The sequence below is a fragment of the Streptomyces sp. NPDC047061 genome (genome assembly GCF_040643955.1).
Lineage (GTDB): Bacteria > Actinomycetota > Actinomycetes > Streptomycetales > Streptomycetaceae > Streptomyces.
On record NZ_JBEYVI010000037.1, the window covers coordinates 46,229 to 63,734 of the forward strand.

Consider the following 17,506-nt stretch of genomic DNA (forward strand, 5'->3'; position numbering starts at 1 on the left):
TGTCTCCTCTTCCGAACGAGGCGGGGGCGGTGGTCACCTGGGCAGCCAGGCACGGATCGCCGCGGCCGTGCTGCCGGCGTCCTGGTGCAGCAGGGAGTAGTGGTCGCCCGGCACGTCCACGGCCTCGTGCGGCAGCGGCCAGTGCGGCCGCCAGTCGTCGTCGGGAGCGCGGCGCAGCATCTCCGCGGTGGGCCTCCCGCGCAGCAACAGGGCAGGGACCGGGGACGGTTCGGGCCGCCAGCTCTCCATCACCCGGACGTACCCGCCTCCGGCGATCAGCAGGGCGTCGTCCAGCCGGTCGACCACCTCGGCGTCGAGCGCGGCACCCGCGGACATCAGCGCCTGCCCGCGCACGTCCCCACGGCGCAGCACCCCGGCATGGGTGTCGAGCAGGACCACCCCGGCCGGCGGCTCGCCCTCCGCCGCCAGCTGCCGCGCCACGGCATGGGCGATCGCGCCGCCCGCGCAGTAGCCGACCAGGACGGGCGGCCGTTCGACGGGCAGTGAGCGCACGGTGTCGGCGTGCGCCCGCACCAGCGTGGCCACGCTGTCCGGAACGGCCCGCCGGGTGCCGAAGCCGGGATGCTCCAGCACCTGCAGATCCCGCTCGCCGTCGAACTGCCCGGCCAGGCCCGTGGGCAGGCGCAGGTGCGGTGCCATGTAGTCGGGGAGGTAGACCAGCGGGGTGCCGTCGCCGTGCGCGAGTTGCAGCGGCGGCACGGTGTGCCGTGCCCGCTCCGCGCCGGAGAAGACCGGCAGGGCGTACGAGGCGAAGAAGCGCTGCGCCATCGCCTCCTTCGGCCCTTCCTCGCGCAGGACGCGGTGGTAGAGGGGACTGAACCGGTAGGGGGCGTGGGGGAGTTGTGCGGGGGTGGTGCCCGGTGGCACGGGCAAGGGCTCGGGCTCGGGTTGCCGATGGGCGACGGCGGACTCCGTCTCCGTCTCCGCTCCCTGCACCGCGTCCTCGTCGAGCAGCACTCCGTGGACGTGGGCCGTCAGCTCGGGCAGCGTCGGGTACTCGAGCACGACGGTGGGCGACAGGCGGACCCGGGTGAAGGCGCTGAGGCGGTTGCGGACCTGCACGGCGGAGAGGGAGTCGAAGCCGATCTCGGTGAAGGAGCGTTCGGCGGGCAGTGCGGACGGGTCCGGGAAGCCCAGCACCGCCGCGATCTCGGCGCGGATCAACTCGGCCAGCAGCCCGGGGCGTTCGGACGGCGCGACGGCGGCGAGCCGCTCGCGCCAGGCACCGGGCGCCCGGGCGGCGTCGGCCGGGGGCGGCGCGTCGGCCGCCGCCGGGCTGCGCGGCAGCAGGTCGGCGAGGACGGGCGGTGCGTCCGGTCCCGCCGCGGCCCGCAGGTCCAGCGGTACCGGTACCAGGACCGGTTCCGGACGGCGCAGCGCGGCGTCGAGGAGAGCGATGCCCTCCCGCTCGCCGACGGGCAGCACACCGCCCTCGCGCAGCCGGTCCGGCGCGACCCGGCCCGCCATACCGGCCGCGCCCGCCGTGGTCCACGGCCCCCATGCCAGCGACTGCGCGGGCAGGCCGCGGGCCACCCGGTACCGGGCGAGGGCGTCGAGGAACCCGTTCGCGGCGGCGTAGTTCGACTGCCCCGGCCTGCCGAGCACACCCGCGGCCGAGGAGTAGAGCACGAAGGCGGTCAGGTCCAGGTCCTTCGTCGCCTCGTGCAGATGCCAGGCCCCGTCCGCCTTCGGCGCGAGCACGGCCGCGATCCGCTCGGGCGTCATGGCGGCCGTCACGCCGTCGTCCACCACCCCGGCCAGGTGGAAGACCGCGGTGAGCGGCGGTCGGCAGGACGCGACCAGCGCGTCCACGGCCGCCCGGTCGCTCACGTCGCACGCCACCGCGTGTACGTCGGCGGCCAGTTCGTCCGCCCAGTCCGGGGCCTTGCCGCCGCGGCCGGCCAGCAGCAGGTGCCGGACGCCGCGTTCGGTGACCAGGTACCGGGCCAGGCTCGCGCCGAGCGCACCGGTGCCTCCGGTGACGAGGACGGTCCCCTCGGGATCGAGGTCGGGGGGTTCGGCGGTCGGCGGATCGGCGGGGGCCAGCCGGGGAGCCATGGCGACGCCTGCGCGCAGGGCGAGTTCGGGCTCGCCGGAGCGCAGCACCGCCGCCACGGCCGCAGTTGTGGCCGTCGTCAGAGCCGTCGTCGTTGCCGTCGTCGTGGCCGCGGCGCCCTGCCCGTCGACCAGCACGATCCGGCCCGGATGTTCGGACCCGGCGCTGCGGACGAACCCGGCGACGGCGGCCTCGGCGAGGTCCGGGGTGTCCCCGGTGGCGTTCCGGGTGAGGACCAGCAGCCGGCCCGGCCGTGCGTCGGCGGTCCACTCCCGCACCCGCTCCAGCACGGCGCCGAGCAGCGCCCGCACCCGGTCGGGCACCGGCGTGGACGGGGGCAGCGCGGCGGCCAGCCCGGCCACATCGAGCAGCTCGTGCTCCGGGGTCGCACCGTCGGCCGGGGGCACGGTCACGGGCCGCCAGGTGAGCCGGTACGTCTCGGCCGGCGGCCGGGTCGCCGGGATCGTCCGGGTGACCACGGACTCCACGGCCGCCACCGGCAGTCCGGCCCCGTCGCTGAGGGTGACGCGGAACTCGTCCGGACCGAGCCGTCGTACGACCGCTCGCGCGGCGGCGACGCCGGTCGCGTACACCGTCACCCCGGAACACGTCACCGGCGCTTTCGGCTCGCCCGGCTCCTCGGCCAGCAGCGCGGCGTGCAGGGCGGCGTCGAACAGGGCCGGGTGCAGGGTGTACGACCCTGCGGTCGCCGCTTCCCCGGGAGGCAGCGCCAGCTCGGCGAAGGTCTCGTCGTCCCGGCGCCACAGCGCGGTGACGGCGCGGAAGGCGGGCCCGTAGCGATGGCCGTGGGCTGCGAGGCGCTCGTAGTCGACGTCGATCCGTTCCGCGCCCACCGGCGGCCAGGCGCCGGGCGTCTCCTCGGTCAGCGCTTCGCTCTGCGCTGCGGTCGGTTCCTCGGCCGGGGCGGTCGTCGCGGTGGCGTGCCGGGTCCATGGCTCGCTCGTGTCGGCCCGGCGGCCCCAGACGGTGACCGGCCGCCCGCCCGTCCCGTCCGGTGCCCCGGCCACCACCTGCACCTGCGCCCCCTGCCCCGGAGCGAGGACGAGCGGAGCCCGGAGCGCGAGCTCGGCCAGCCGGACCGGCCCGGCGGAGCCGTCCGCGCGGGCCGCCAGCTCGGCGAAGACGGTCGCCGGGACCACCACCCGGCCGCCGATCACATGGTCGGCCAGCCAGGGATGGTGGTCGAGGGAGAGCACGCCGGTGTGCCGGATCCCGGGCCCGTCGGCATCGGGCACCGGCTCGCCCAGCAGCGGATGGCCGGACCCGCTCCGCGTACGGACGGCGTCCAGCCAGTAGCGCTGCCGCCGGAAGGGGTGGGTGGGCAGCGGACGCCGTCGGGCACCGGAGTCGGCGTACACCGACCGCCAGTCCACCCCGACCCCGTGCACGTGCAGCGCCGCCAGCGCCTCGACCGTCGTCCGGGCGTCTCCGCACGACACGAACACCGCACCCGCGTCCGGCCCGACGCACTCCTCGGCCGCCACGCCGAGCGAGGGGGACGGCCCGGCCTCGACGAAGGCCGTGACGCCCTCCTGGGCGAGCAGGCGCACCGCATCGGCGAAGCGGACCGTCTCACGGGCCTGCCGCACCCAGTGCCCGGCCGTGGCGAGCGCGTCCGTCTCCGCACGTCCGGTCAGAGTGGACACGACCGGCACGGTCGGCCGCCGGTAGGTCACCGACTCGGCGACCGCACGGTACTCCGCCAGCACCGGGTCCAGCAGCGGCGAATGGAAGGCATGGCTCACCCGCAGGCGCCGCTGCGGCCGTCCGACGGCGGCGGCCAGCGCCGTCACCGCGTCCTCGGGCCCGGAGAGCACGACCGACTCCGGCCCGTTGACCGCCGCGACCGTCACGGTCCGCCCGGGAACCCCGTCGAGCAGCGGCGTCACCTCGGCCGGCGACGCCCGGACGGCGATCATCGCGCCGCCGGGGGGCAGGGCCGCCATCAGCCGGCCACGCGCGGCGACCAGCCGTACCGCGTCGGCCCGGGAGAACACCCCGGCGACATGGGCGGCGGCCAGCTCGCCGACCGAGTGCCCGACCAGCCGGTCCGGCCGTACGCCGAAGCCGGCGAGGAGCACGTGCAGAGCGACCGCGTAGGCGAAGAGCGCGGGTTGCGCGTAGTCGGTGCGGTCCAGGAGACCCGGCTCGTCGATCACCTCCAGCAGAGGGCGGTCGAGCCACGGGGTGAACTCCTCGCAGAGCTCCGTGAACGCCCGGTCGAAGGCGGGGAAGGCCGCCCGCAGCCCGCTGCCCATCCCGGGGCGCTGGGCCCCCTGGCCGGGGAAGAGGAGCGCCACCTTCGGACGTGGGCGTGCGGTGCCTCGGAGCAGGGCCGGACCGTCGGCGCCGGCGGCCAGGTCGCGCACCCCCCTGAGCAGGCCTTCGGCGTCCGGGGCCAGGACGGCGGCCCGGTGCGACAGCGGGGCCCGCGTCGTGGCCAGCGAGAGCGCGACGTCCATCGCGTCCGCGTCGTCCCGTACGCCGGCCAGCTCGGCCGCCAGCCTCCCGGCATGGGCCCGCATCCCGGCCTCGTCACCCCCGCCGACCAGCCAGGGCATCGGCGGCAGCCGACGGGGCGGCGCCGCGGCCGAGTCCGCATCGGCCGCCGTGCGGTCCGCCGGGACGATCTCGGTCGGCTCCTCGATGATCACGTGCGCGTTGGTGCCGCCGATGCCGAACGACGAGACCGCCGCCCGGCGCGGACGGTCGCGGCGCGGCCACGGGCGGGCCCGGTCGAGCAGCCGTACCGCACCGCCGGACCAGTCGACGTGCGGCGACGGCCGCTCCGCGTACAGCGAGGCGGGCAGTTCGTCGTGGCGCATCGCCTCGATCATCTTGATCAGGCCCGCCACCCCGGACGCGGCCTGGGTGTGCCCCAGGTTCGACTTCACCGAGCCCAGCCACACGGGGTCGGCCGGGTCTCGGTGCTGCCCGTAGGTCGCGAGCAGGGCGCCCGCCTCGATCGGGTCGCCGAGCGCGGTGCCCGTGCCGTGCCCCTCGACCGCGTCGACATCGGACCCCGCCAGCCCCGCGTCGGCGAGCGCCAGCCGGATCAGGTCGCGCTGTGCCTCGCCGTTGGGGGCGGTCAGGCCGTTCGACGCGCCGTCCGAGTTCACGGCGGAACCGCGCAGCACCGCCAGCACCGGATGGCCGTTGCGACGGGCGTCCGACAGCCGCTCCAGCAGCACCAGACCGACCCCCTCGGCCCAGGCCGTGCCGTCCGCGCCCGCGGCGAACGACCTGCAGCGCCCGTCCGGCGACAGCCCGCGCAGCCGGCTGAACACGACGAACGGCCGCGGGTTCGACAGCACCGTCACCCCGCCCGCCAGCGCCAGCGAACACTCCCCGGCCCGCAGCGACCGGGCCGCCAGATCCAGCGCCACCAGCGAGGACGAACACGCCGTGTCCAGGGTCAGCGCCGGACCGCGCAGCCCGAGGACGTAGGAGATCCGGCCGGACGCCACGCTCGGCGACGAGCCGACGCCGAGCTGGGCCTCCAGCTCGTGCGCCGGCCGTCCGCCGCCGTACCCGCCGGCGTGCATCAGGCCGACGAACACACCGGTGTCGGTGCCCTGCAGCTCCGGCGCCGGGACACCGGCCCGTTCGAAGGTCTCCCCGGCGACTTCGAGGAGCAGCCGCTGCTGGGGATCGGTGGCCAGCGCCTCGCGGGGCGACATGCCGAAGAACAGCGGGTCGAAGTCCGCGACCCCGTCGAGGAACCCGCCGCGGCGGGTGTACGTCGTCCCGGGCCGGTCGGGGTCGGGGTGGTGCAGCGAGGTGAGGTCCCAGCCGCGGTCGGTGGGGAACTCCGCGGTGGCGTCGCGGCCTTCGGCCACCAGGCGCCAGAGGTCCTCGGGTGAGCTCACACCGCCCGGAAAGCGGCAGCCGACCGCCACGATCGCCACCGGCTCGGCCTCCGGACCACGCCGCGGCCCGATCCCGGCGATTCCCTCCGGCACGGTTGCGCCCGCGGCGGTCCCGGCTGTTCCTGCAGGTACCGGCCCGGTCACCCCGTACAGCAGGGCGTCCAGGTGGGCCGCGACCGCGGCCGGGGTCGGGTGGTCCCACACCAGCGTCGTCGGCAGCCGCAGCCCGGTGCGGGTGCCGAGCCGGTGCCACAGGGTCATGGCGTCCATCGACGTCAGACCGAGGTCGGCGAACGCCGTGCCCGGATCGGCGGCCGTCCCCCGGATCCCCGCCGTCTCCGCGCACACCAGGTCGGTCAACGCGGCGCGTCGCTCACCGGGCGTCCGGCCGGCCAGCGCGGCGAGCCCCGGATCGGCCGGGCGGTCGATGAGCGCCCGGCGCAGCAGGGCGCGGCGCAGCTTGCCGCCGGAGGTGCGCGGTATCGCCGATGCCGGCAACACCTCCTCGGGCACCTTGTGCGCGGAGAGCACCGCGGCGCAGGCGCGCAGCAGCGGCACCGGATCGAGGTCGAGGTCCGGGCGGTCCGGCACCACGAACGCCACCGGCACCTCGCCGAGCAGCGGATGGGCCCGCCCGACCACGGCCGCGTCCCGCACCCCGGGCAGACCGCACAGCACCCGCTCCACCTCGGCCGGGTCGACGTTCTCCCCGCCGCGCACGATACGGTCGCCCGCCCGGCCGGTGACGGCCAGAAAGCCTCGCTCGTCGAGTCGGCCCAGGTCACCCGTGCGGTACCAGCCGTCGCGCAGGGCGGCGGCGGTCTCCTCGGGCCGGTTGTGGTAGCCGAGCATGACACCGGGGCCACGGACCCAGATCTCGCCGTCGCCGTCGCCGTCGCCGTCGCCGTCGCCGTCGCCGTCGCCACCGGCACCGCCGTCACCGCGGTCCCTGTCGGTCCCGCCGGCCCGCTCCGGCGCGACGGCCCGTACCTCCACCTCCATGCCGGGCAGCGGCATCCCGCTGCTGCCGGGCACCCGGGGTCCGGTGGGCGACTCCACCGCGATCTTGCCGCAGGTCTCGGTACTGCCGTAGCCGTCCAGCAGCGGGGCGCCGAACCGCGCCTCCGCCTCCTCCCGCAGCTCGGGGTCGCTGGGTGCGCCGGCCGTGACGCACAGCCGCAGCGAGGGCACGGCACCGAGGCCGGCGTCCAGCAACTGCCGGTAGGTGAGCGGCACCCCGGCCAGCACGGTCGGTGCGTACTCGGCGACCAGCCGTGCCAGTGCGGCCGGTTCCCGGGCCGTGGTGATCCGGGCGCTCGCCCCGGCCATGGTGGTGCCCAGGACGCAGAGCGAGTGGGCGTAGGTGTGCGAGAGGGGCAGCGGCCACAGGACGCGGTCCGCGGCCGACAGCCCGAGCCGGGGCAGATAGCAGGCGGCCGAGGACCACAGCGCGGACCGCTGGCTGGAGATCGCGGCCCTGGCGGTGCCGGAGGTCCCGGACGTGTAGAGCAGCCAGGCGGGCTCGTCCAGGCCGAGATCGTCCGGGGGAGCGGGCGCCGGTGTCGTGGCCGTCGTCTCCCAGGCGGTGACCCCGTCGGGCAGCGGCCCGTCACCGGTGACCAGCAGCCGGACGGGACGTCCGGCCGTCAGCCGCGTGATCCGTGACAGGTGGTGCCGGTCGGTGACCAGCACGTCCGGATCGCAGTCGGCCAGCAGCCCGGCGAGCTCGGCGTCCGTGGCGCGGGAGCTCAGCGGCACCCCCACCGCGCCGGCCCGCACCGTGGCCAGCAGCCCCTCGGCCAGCTCCACGCCGTCACCCAGGCAGAAGGCCACCCGCGCCGTGCGGCCGACCCCCAGCCCGGCCGCCAACCGGGCGGTCCTGCGCTCCAGCTCACCGTCCGCCGGTCATCGGCGAAGGCGACCCTCCCGCCGTAGCGCTCGGAGTTCTCGACGAGCAGTTCCGCCACGGGCCGCACATCCGACGCCCCCGTCATTCCCACCAGGCTCCCCCTCGGTGCCAACACCCCTGCTGTCCGTCCCCGTTGGCGAGCCTACGGCCGACCGCACCGCGGACGTCCCCGGCTCGCTGGACCGGGCGTTCTCCCGTTAGGAGGGCGATGTCGGGGACGGGGTTGCAGCGCCTGTGCGATCGGCGTTTTCTGGAGGTATCCGATGGTGAAACAAGAGCGCCCAGGGTCGCGGCACGCACCGGGGGCGCCGTCCCGGCTGTTCCCCATGGCCAGGCCTCCGTCCGCGTGGTCCGCCGTCGCCCGGCGTTCGACGCGGAGGTGAGCCAGGTGAAAGCCGTCGTCTACGAGAAGCCCTTCAGTGTCACGATCAGGGACGTCGACGACCCGCGCATCCAGCACCCCAACGACGTGCTGGTACGGGTCACGTCGAGCGCTATCTGCGGGTCCGACCTGCACATGTACGAGGGGCGTACGGCCGCCGAGTCGGGCATCGTCTTCGGACACGAGAACCTCGGCATAGTCGAGGAGATCGGCTCCGGCGTGACCTCGCTGTCCGAGGGCGACCGGGTGGTCATGCCCTTCAACGTCGCGTGCGGATTCTGCAAGAACTGCCTGGCCGGCAAGACCGGCTTCTGCCTCACGGTGAACCCGGGCTTCGCCGGCGGAGCCTACGGCTATGTGGCCATGGGCCCCTACAAGGGCGGCCAGGCAGAGCTGCTGCGGGTGCCGTTCGCCGACTTCAACTGCCTGAAGCTGCCGCCGGGCACCGAGTTCGAGACGGACTTCGTGCTGCTCGCGGACATCTTCCCGACCGGCTACCACGGCTGTGAGCTCGCCCAGGTGATTCCGGGCGAGAGCGTCGCCGTCTTCGGGGCCGGTCCGGTCGGGCTGATGGCCGCGTACTCCGCGCTGCTGCGTGGCGCGGCCAAGGTGTTCTCGGTCGACCGCGTGCCCGAGCGGCTCGCCAAGGCCGAGCAGATCGGCGCGATACCGATCGACTTCACCCAGGGCGACCCGGCCGAACAGATCAAGGAACAGACCCGGGGCGAGGGCACGGACAAGGGCGTCGACGCCGTCGGCTACCAGGCCCAGGCGCACGACGCGAGCCACGAGGAACCCGCCGTCGTCCTGAACACCCTCGTCGAGACGGTACGGCCGACCGGCATGCTCGGCGTACCGGGCCTGTACGTTCCGTCCGACCCGGGCGGACCCGACGAGTACGCCAAGCACGGCCAGCTGCTGGTGTCCATCGGCAGGATGTTCGAGAAGGGGCAGCGGATGGGCACCGGCCAGTGCAACGTCAAGCAGTACAACCGCCAGTTGCGCGACCTGATCATCGCGGGGCGGGCCAAGCCCAGCTTCGTGGTCTCCCACGAACTGCCGTTGGAGGAGGCGCCGAGGGCCTACGAGAAGTTCGACCAGCGGATCGAGGGCTACACCAAGGTCGTCCTGCATCCCGGGCACGCCCTCGCGGCGTAGCACCGGCGACGGCACAGTGCGGCGGGCCGGCACCCGTGACCGGCCCGCCGCGCACGGCTGAGGCTACGGCGGCACGGCTACGGCTACGGCTGCGGCTGCCGGGAGCCGCCCCCGCCCGTCCCGGCACCCGGAACCGAAGCCGGAACCGGAGCAGGGGTGAGGGCGGTGATCCACTCGGCGGGCCAGGGAGCACTCGCCCGGTCCGCCCGCTGCGGCACGTGCACGACCGTGTAGCGGCCGGACGCGGAGAGCTGCCGGGGGCGGCCGTCGATCTCCTCGCCCCACACCTCGAACCGGAACGTCATCGAGGAGGTGCCGACACGTTCGACGGTCAGGACGGTCGTCACCTCCTGCTGGAACCAGAGCGGGGCGGTGAAGTCGACCTCGTAGCGCACCCGTGGTGCGGCACCGAAATAGCCGACGACGCCCCGCTCGCGTACGAGAGCGGCCTCGGCCGCCTCCACGAACCGCACCACCGCCGAGTTGTGGTAGTGCCCGGAGGCGTCGGTGTCCGACCACTCCACCCGGCACCGGTGGACGGCTCGGACCTCGTCGGCAGGTTCAGGGGCCGGAGCAGCCAAAGCAGTGTCCTTCCGGGATCTGATATCTCGTATTTTTCACGATCGTCATGCGAAGTCAATATAGTCAATACGGCTGAGGGGTCTGCCAGGCCCCGACGGCCCGGCAGACCCCTCGCCCGCTCTCCGTGCTCCGCTAGCTGCTGCGGCCCGCCGGAGCGTTCCGGTCCTCCCCGGCCAGCGGCGTGGCGTCCCCGGGCGCCGTGTCCGTGCCCGTGCCCGCCGCCGGTTCCGCCCGGTCGGCATGGCCCGGCCACCAGGCCGCGTGGCCGATCAGCGCCGTGAGGCTCGGGGTGAAGAACATCGCCATGACGAAGGCGGCCACCGCGATACCGAAGGAGACCGCGAAGCCCATCTCCGTGAGCAGCGAGTTGCCCGCCAGCATCATCGTGGCGAAGGTCGCCGCCAGGATGAAGCCCGCCGCGGCCACCGTGGGACCGGACTGCCGCACCGCCATGCCGGCCGCCTCGCGCGGCTCCCGGCCCTCGCGGGCCTCCTCACGGAGCCGGGCGATCATGAGGATGTTGTAGTCCGTGCCGATGGCGACCACGAAGAGATACATGATCACCGGCAGCATGAACATCAGGCCGGGCTTGTTCTGGGCCTCCTGGAAGATCCAGACCGTGGCGCCGAGGGTGGCGCCGAAGCCGAGCCCGACCGAGCCGATCAGGTACCAGGGCGCGACCACACTGCGCAGCAGCAGCCCCAGGATCACCATGATCAACAGGGCGGCCACGGGGAACACCGTCCGGTAGTCGTGGTTGACCGCGGCGTCGATGTCCTTGTAGATCGAGGACATGCCGCCGACGAGTGCCTCGGTCCCCTCGGGCGCGTCGGCGTGCGCGACGTCACGCACCCGCCCCACGGCGTCTATGGCCTTGTCCGTGGACGCCTCGTACTTGAGGGTGACGGTGAAGTCCGCCGTGGTGCCGGCCTTGTTCACCTGGGCCATCCGGGCGCTCGCGACACCGTCCACGGCCCCGAGCTTCGACGCGTACGCGTCGAAGGAGGACGTGTCCAGCGCCTTGCCGTCGGTGCTGGAGAGGTACACGTCGGTGGGCGCCGCGGCACCGGCCGAGTACGCGCCCTGCATCCGGTCCTGGACGACCATGGACTCCTTGGTCTTGGGCATCGAGCCCGACGCCAGGTCGAACGTGGCGTGGAAGCCCAGGGTGCCCAGGGACAGGACCACCAGCACGAGTCCGGAGACCGCGGCGGTCAGCCCCGGGCGGCGCTGCACACCACGGCCCAGGGCCGCGAAACGGGCGTTCGCCGGCTCCTGCTGCCAGGACTTGGACGGCCAGAACACCTTCGGGCCGATCAGCGACACGACGGCCGGGATCAGCGTCAGCCCCGCGACCAGGGTGACGGAGACCGCGATGGCCAGCGCCGGGCCCATCTGCTTCAGGAAGCCCAGCGTGGACAGCACCAGCGCGAGGAAGGCGATGATCACCGCGCCGGCCGCGGAGGCGATGGCCTCGCCGACCCGCGCCACCGCGTTGACCATGGCCTCCTTGGGTTCGTCACCCGCACGCAGGCGTTCGCGGTACCGGAACATCAGGAACAGGAAGTAGTCCGTGCCCACGCCGAACAGCACGACGATCAGGATCGACGACACGGAACTGTTGGCCTGCAGACCGAACAGCTTGGTGGCGTACGCGATGAGCCCGTTGGCGATCGCGGACACCACGCCGATCACGACCAGCGGCAGGAACGCGAGGATCGGCGCCCGGAAGATGATCAGCAGGGTCACCAGGATGATCACGAAGGTGCCGATGCCGATCAGCGCCTCACCGCGCTTGGACGAGTCCTGCTGGTCGAGTGCCTGCGCGGCCGAACCGCCCAGCTTGACCTCCAGGTTCGTCCCCTTGGCCAGTTGCCTGACGTCGTCGCGCAGCACCTTGGCCGCGTCCGCCTGCACGGGCTGGCCGGCGTTCTTGCTGTCCATCTGCACCAGGATCAGGTCGTACCTGCCGTCCTTCGACGGCTGGCCGGGGACGACCTTCTGGACCTGGTCGATGTGCTTGCCGCCCAGCTCGGTGGCGAACCGGGCGACGTCCTTCTTGTCCTCGGCGGTGAGCCTGCCGCCGTCGGTGCGCTGGTAGAGCGCGATCGCGGAGGGGGTGAAGGCGCTGGGGAACGCCTTCGCCTGGAGATCGGCCGCTTTGATGGACTCGTAACTCTTGGGCAGGAAGCTGCTCTCGTCGCTGTTCGAGGGCAGGCTCGGGGCGGTGGCGACGATCGCCACCGCCGCGATCAGCCATGCCACGATCGTCCAGACTGGATGTCGGACGACGGCACTGCCAATTCGTCGGAACATGCGGAAGGTCCTCCTGGGTAGGAAGATCACCGCAGCCCGGGGAGCGGACCCTGGCATCGGCGACCCCGGCCGGCGCGCGTTCCGACGCGTCGGCCGCATGGTTGTCTTGACGCCATATGTTAGGGATCACCTGTGAAGATCGGTCCACTGGGTTTTCCGCGCCGCGCGCACCTGCGCCTTTCCCGGCGCCCGCCGGCGGCCCTGTCATCTGTACGGCGGCCGCCCGGTCGGCGACCATCGAAGACGTGATCGTGGCACCGTCGCCCGTCCCCGAAAGGGCCGAACCATGTCGATGATCGGTCAATGGCAGCTGCGGGCCGCGTTCGCGGTCCGGCTGTCGGAGATGTACGGCCGGGAGGTGCCCGCCTACACGACGCTGGTGGACGTCTCCCGCGAGGTCAACGAGGACGTCCTGCACGCCCGCGGAGCCGACGCCGAACGCCTCGGCTCCATCGGCAGGGTCACCGCCGAACGGCACGGCGCCATCCGCGTCGGCACACCGCGCGAACTGCGGCAGGTCGCCCGGGTCTTCGGCGCCCTCGGCATGCACCCGGTCGGCTTCTACGACCTGCGGGACGCCGCGGCCAGCGCCGTCCCCGTCGTCTCCACCGCCTTCCGGCCGGTCGACGGCGAGGAACTCGCCCGCAACCCCTTCCGGGTGTTCACCTCCCTGCTCACCCCGGCCGACCCCCGCTTCTTCGACGCGGACCTGCGCGCCCGCCTGGAGGCCTTCCTGGCCGCCCGCGAACTCTTCCCTCCGGAAGTGCTCGCACTGGCCGACCGCGCCACGGCCGACCGCGGACTGCCCGCGGACGACGCCGAACGCTTCCTCCAACTGGCCGTAAATGCCTTCGAGTTGTCGGCCGAACCGGTGGACCGGGCCTGGTACCGCACCCTGGAGAAGGTCTCCGCCGTCGCCGCCGACATCGGCGGTGTCCGCAGCACCCACGTCAACCACCTCACGCCACGCGTCCTGGACATCGACGAGCTGTACCGCCGGATGACCGACCGCGGCATCGAGATGATCGACACCATCCAGGGCCCGCCGGCCTGGAAGGGCCCCGACGTCCTGCTGCGCCAGACCTCCTTCCGCGCCCTGGCCGAACCCCGCGCGATGCGCACCGAGGACGGCGGCGTCGTCAGCGGCGCCCTGCGGGTGCGCTTCGGCGAGGTCGAGGCCCGCGGCATCGCCCTCACCCGGGCGGGGCGTGCCCTCTACGACGAACTCCTCGGCCGCGTCGACGAGCAGGCGGCCCGGCAGCCCGCGGCGGCCCGCGACGACATCGCGCGCGCCGTCTGGGAGCGGCACCTGCCCGGCAGCGAGGAGGAACTCGCGGCCCAGGGGCTGGCGTACTTCACCTACCGGCTCGCCGACGACCGGCCGCGCGACGGCCGCACACCGCCCACCGGTGTCAGCGAGCTGGTGCGGCAGGGCTGGGTACGCGCCGAACCCGTCGTCTACGAGGACTTCCTGCCCCGCTCCGCCGCCGGCATCTTCCAGTCCAACCTCAGCGGCGAGGGCACCCGCGACAACGACCGGCAGGGCACCGCCTACGACGCCGACTGGCTCTCCGGAGCCATCGGCCGCGAGGTCCTCGACCCCTTCGCCCTCTACGAGCAGCAGCAGAACGGCTCCCTCGCCCAGGTCGCCCGGGCCCTCGGCCTCACCGACCCCGTCCGCTGACCCCGCACCCCTCCGGAGGACCAGGATGACCAGCACCGCGCTGCCCACCACGGACGAGCTGCGCGCCCGCGCCCGGGCCTGCCTGCGCAGCATCGGCGCCGAGGTGGCCGAGGGCGACGACCTCGCGGCCCGCACCCCCGTCACCGGCGAGGACCTCTTCGGCCTGCGGGCGGCCACCGCCACCGACGTCGACGCGGCCCTCATGGCCGCCCGGAACGCCTTCCTCACCTGGCGTACCACCCCGGCCCCGCGCCGTGGTGACCTGGTGCGCCGCCTCGGCGAGCTGCTGCGCGAGCACAAGAGCGACCTGGCCGACCTCGTCACCGTCGAGGCGGGCAAGATCCGCTCCGAGGCGCTCGGCGAGGTCCAGGAGATGATCGACATCTGCGACTTCGCGGTCGGCCTGTCCCGCCAGCTCTACGGCCGTACGATCGCCTCCGAACGCCCCGGCCACCGGCTGGCCGAGACCTGGCACCCGCTCGGCGTGGTCGGCGTCGTCTCCGCCTTCAACTTCCCCGTCGCCGTCTGGTCCTGGAACACCGCCGTAGCCCTGGTCTGCGGCGACACCGTGGTCTGGAAGCCCTCCGAACTCACCCCGCTGACCGCCCTGGCCTGCCACCACCTGCTGGCCCGGGCCGCCGAGGAGACCGGCGCCCCGTGCGACGTGCACCGCCTCCTGCCCGGCGACCGCGCGGTCGGCGAGCGGCTCGTCGACGACCCGCGGGTGGCCCTCGTCAGCGCCACGGGCTCGACCCGCATGGGCCGCGAGGTCGGTCCGCGCGTCGCCGCCCGCTTCGGCCGCAGCCTGCTGGAGCTCGGCGGCAACAACGCCGCGATCGTCGCCCCCTCCGCCGACCTCGACCTCGCCGTCCAGAGCATCGTCTTCGCCGCGGCCGGTACGGCCGGCCAGCGCTGCACCACACTCCGACGGCTCATCGTCCACCGCGACATCGCCGACACCCTCGTCGAGCGCCTGACCGCCGTCTACGGAAAGCTCCCCGTCGGCGACCCGTTCGACGCCACGACCCTGGTCGGCCCGCTCATCACCACCGGCGCCCTCGACCGCATGCAGCACACGCTCACCCGCGTCCAGGCCGAGGGCGGCAAGCTCCTGGCCGGCGGGAACCGCTGCCTGGCCGAGGCGGCACCCGCGGCGGCCTACACCGAGCCCGCCCTGGTCCGCGTCCCCGAACAGAGCGACGTCGTACGGGAGGAGACCTTCGCACCGATCCTGTACGTCCTCGGCTACGACACCCTCGACGAGGCGATCGCACTCCACAACGACGTCCCGCAGGGCCTGTCGTCCAGCATCTTCACCCGCGACCAGCGGGAGGCCGAGCTCTTCCTGTCCGCCGCCGGCTCCGACTGCGGCATCGCCAACGTCAACATCGGCACCTCCGGAGCCGAGATCGGCGGCGCCTTCGGCGGCGAGAAGGACACCGGCGGCGGCCGCGAGTCCGGCTCCGACGCCTGGAAGGCGTACATGCGCTCCGCCACCAACACGGTCAACTACTCCGGCGAACTCACCCTGGCCCAGGGCGTCAGCTTCCTCTGACCACCTGTCAGGCATCCTCCCGGCCCGGTCCCCTGCACCGCCGACGACATCGCCTCCACGGCCGAGCCCGAACCGGTCCTCGCCCCGGGCCCGTCGGCGGACGGCTCCGGCCGCGGCGACCCGTACCGGGGCACCGTCGTCCCCGTCCAGTGCGTTGTCCCGGCTGAACTGGACCTCGACGTCCCGGTTGCCGTCGTCGCTCGACCAGTCGCAGTCCCATCCGGCGAACCCCCGGTCCTCGTCGCCGGCGTCGACACCGGGCACGCGGGCGAGGGCCGTCGCGTCGAGCAGGGTGCAGGCGTCGACGCACGCCAGGGAGTTCGCGGCCGGCGCCGAGGTGCGGCGGGGCACCGGGCCGTCGTCCAGGACGCCGACGACGTGCCCGCCAGACGACTCCCATCCCGCCCCGGCCGATCGCCTCCTGCAGAACGTACCGGCCGGAGATCCTGTCCCCGGCCTCCGGTTCCCAACGCCCCTCACGCCAGCGGGTCGTCGAACGCCCCGGCGTCCGAGTCGTCGCGCTCGTCCCCGGGCGCCTCGGCCGCTCCTTCGGGCAGCAGGAAGGCGGTGAGCGCGGCCGTGTCGTCCTGCAACTGGTCGTGGCTGTACTCCAGCAGGTCCTGATGGAGCCGTTCCAGCAGCTCCGGGGGCGGCATCGGGCCCCATGAACGCAGCCGCTGGAGCAGCGGGTAGAAGTCGCCGGCGGGATCCCGGGTCTCCGTGACGCCGTCCGTGTACAGCAGCAGCTGGTCGCCGGGGCCGAAGAGGTAGGTCTCGACGCGGTAGGGATCCCCGACGAGCATGCCGAGGTTCAGCGGCGGACCCGGCTGCCCCTGGTCCAGCTCGCTCACCTCGCCGGGGCGGATGAGCAGCGGCGGCGGATGGCCGCAGTTGACAATGCGGACGATCCTCCTGTCCTCGGGGATCTCGGCGAAGACGGCGGTGACGAACCGCTCGCCGAGCTCGGTCCCGCCCAGCCGGTCGGCCCGGCGGGTCATGCTGATGTCCACCCGGTCCACCAGCGCGTGCAGGTCGGGTTCGTCGTGCGCGGCCTCGCGGAACGCGCCCAGCATCGCCGCCGCGGTCTCCACCGCGAGCAGCCCCTTGCCGCGCACGTCACCGATGAGCAGCCGTACCCCGTACGCGGTGGGGACGGCCTCGAAGAGGTCGCCGCCGATGCGTGCCTCCGCGGCGGCGGACAGGTAGAAGCTCTCCAGCAGCAGGTTCCCGATCCGGTGCGGAACCGGTCTGAGCAGGACGCGTTGCGCGATCTCGGCCACGAACCGGACGTCGGCCAGGGTGCGTTCCCGGCGGGTCCGGTGGGCCGCCAGAATCGTGCCCAGGGCGCCCACCAGGGCCGTACACGCGTAGGCGGCCACGTAGTGCCGTTCCCAGATGTAGCCGACGGAGCGCCCCGCGCAGCACGGGGTTCCGGCCAGTAAAAGTTCCAGACCGATGGCGAAGACGGTGGCGACGGCGACGACGACGGGCGGGTGCGCGAAGGCGGTCACCAAGGGCAGGGCGATCAGTACGAAACTCACCGGCCACTCCACCGGGGTCACCGGTTCGATCAGCAGTACGGCGGCGACGTACAGGACCGGTAGCCAGCGCATCCACGCGGGGGGCGCGGGCAGTGGTGGGTTGGGACCGTCGTGCCTCACCCGGGACTCCTGGCATACGAATCTAGACAAGACACCCAGCCTCCCGGGCCGACGCCCGGCATGCCGGTGATTGCTCCACTCAGCGGCATGTTCCGATGCGCGCAGCAGCATTCGAGCCATCTATCGAAACATTCGGGATTTCTGGCCGCGCCAATGGATCTCTTCTGCGCCCCTCTCAGGGGTATTTGATCTTCAGCTCCCTTGATGCGTGCACAACCTGGGGTTATATTCCGCCGGGTTAACCGAAGGTTTCGAAATAATCACCGAAACTGTTGACAGCTGACATGGGCAG

General features: G+C 73.6%; 7 protein-coding genes. 3 read left to right on the forward strand and 4 right to left on the reverse strand.

What is annotated here, in order from left to right:
• Window positions 1-33: 33 nt before the first annotated feature.
• On the reverse strand, window positions 34-7,836 hold the full coding sequence (locus ABZ887_RS38495) for a type I polyketide synthase (RefSeq protein WP_361300499.1): 7,803 nt from the start codon (window positions 7,834-7,836) through the stop codon (window positions 34-36).
• A gap of 428 nt (window positions 7,837-8,264) precedes the next feature.
• On the opposite strand from ABZ887_RS38495, the gene ABZ887_RS38500 reads away from it, so the two are divergent.
• Window positions 8,265-9,416, forward strand: coding sequence for a glutathione-independent formaldehyde dehydrogenase (locus ABZ887_RS38500; protein WP_361300502.1), 1,152 nt, complete (start codon window positions 8,265-8,267; stop codon window positions 9,414-9,416).
• A gap of 83 nt (window positions 9,417-9,499) precedes the next feature.
• On the opposite strand, the gene ABZ887_RS38505 is transcribed toward ABZ887_RS38500, so the two are convergent.
• Together ABZ887_RS38505 and ABZ887_RS38510 are read right to left on the reverse strand one after the other, a co-directional pair.
• Window positions 9,500-9,997 (reverse strand): thioesterase family protein, encoded by a 498-nt coding sequence (locus ABZ887_RS38505; RefSeq protein WP_361300505.1) that lies wholly within the window; start codon window positions 9,995-9,997, stop codon window positions 9,500-9,502.
• Between the two features lie 133 nt (window positions 9,998-10,130).
• Complete coding sequence (locus ABZ887_RS38510) at window positions 10,131-12,314, reverse strand: MMPL family transporter (protein ID WP_361300508.1); 2,184 nt, start codon at window positions 12,312-12,314, stop codon at window positions 10,131-10,133.
• Between the two features lie 292 nt (window positions 12,315-12,606).
• Between ABZ887_RS38510 and ABZ887_RS38515 the strand changes: the two genes are divergently transcribed.
• Window positions 12,607-13,998, forward strand: a complete 1,392-nt coding sequence (locus ABZ887_RS38515; RefSeq protein WP_361300660.1) for a VOC family protein — start codon at window positions 12,607-12,609, stop codon at window positions 13,996-13,998.
• Between the two features lie 25 nt (window positions 13,999-14,023).
• Window positions 14,024-15,553 carry an aldehyde dehydrogenase family protein gene (locus ABZ887_RS38520; protein ID WP_361300510.1) on the forward strand — a complete coding sequence of 510 codons (1,530 nt, stop codon included), beginning with the start codon at window positions 14,024-14,026 and terminating at the stop codon, window positions 15,551-15,553.
• A 476-nt stretch (window positions 15,554-16,029) separates the two neighbouring features.
• On the opposite strand, the gene ABZ887_RS38525 is transcribed toward ABZ887_RS38520, so the two are convergent.
• Window positions 16,030-17,214, reverse strand: a complete 1,185-nt coding sequence (locus tag ABZ887_RS38525; RefSeq protein ID WP_361300513.1) for a PP2C family protein-serine/threonine phosphatase — start codon at window positions 17,212-17,214, stop codon at window positions 16,030-16,032.
• Between the last annotated feature and the right edge of the window lie 292 nt (window positions 17,215-17,506).

Coding starts and splice junctions, on each gene's coding strand:
- ABZ887_RS38510 (WP_361300508.1), bottom strand. CDS start 12,314: ATGTTCCGACGAATTGGCAGTGCCGTCGTCCGACATCCAGTCTGGACG.
- ABZ887_RS38515 (WP_361300660.1), top strand. CDS start 12,607: ATGATCGGTCAATGGCAGCTGCGGGCCGCGTTCGCGGTCCGGCTGTCG.
- ABZ887_RS38520 (WP_361300510.1), top strand. CDS start 14,024: ATGACCAGCACCGCGCTGCCCACCACGGACGAGCTGCGCGCCCGCGCC.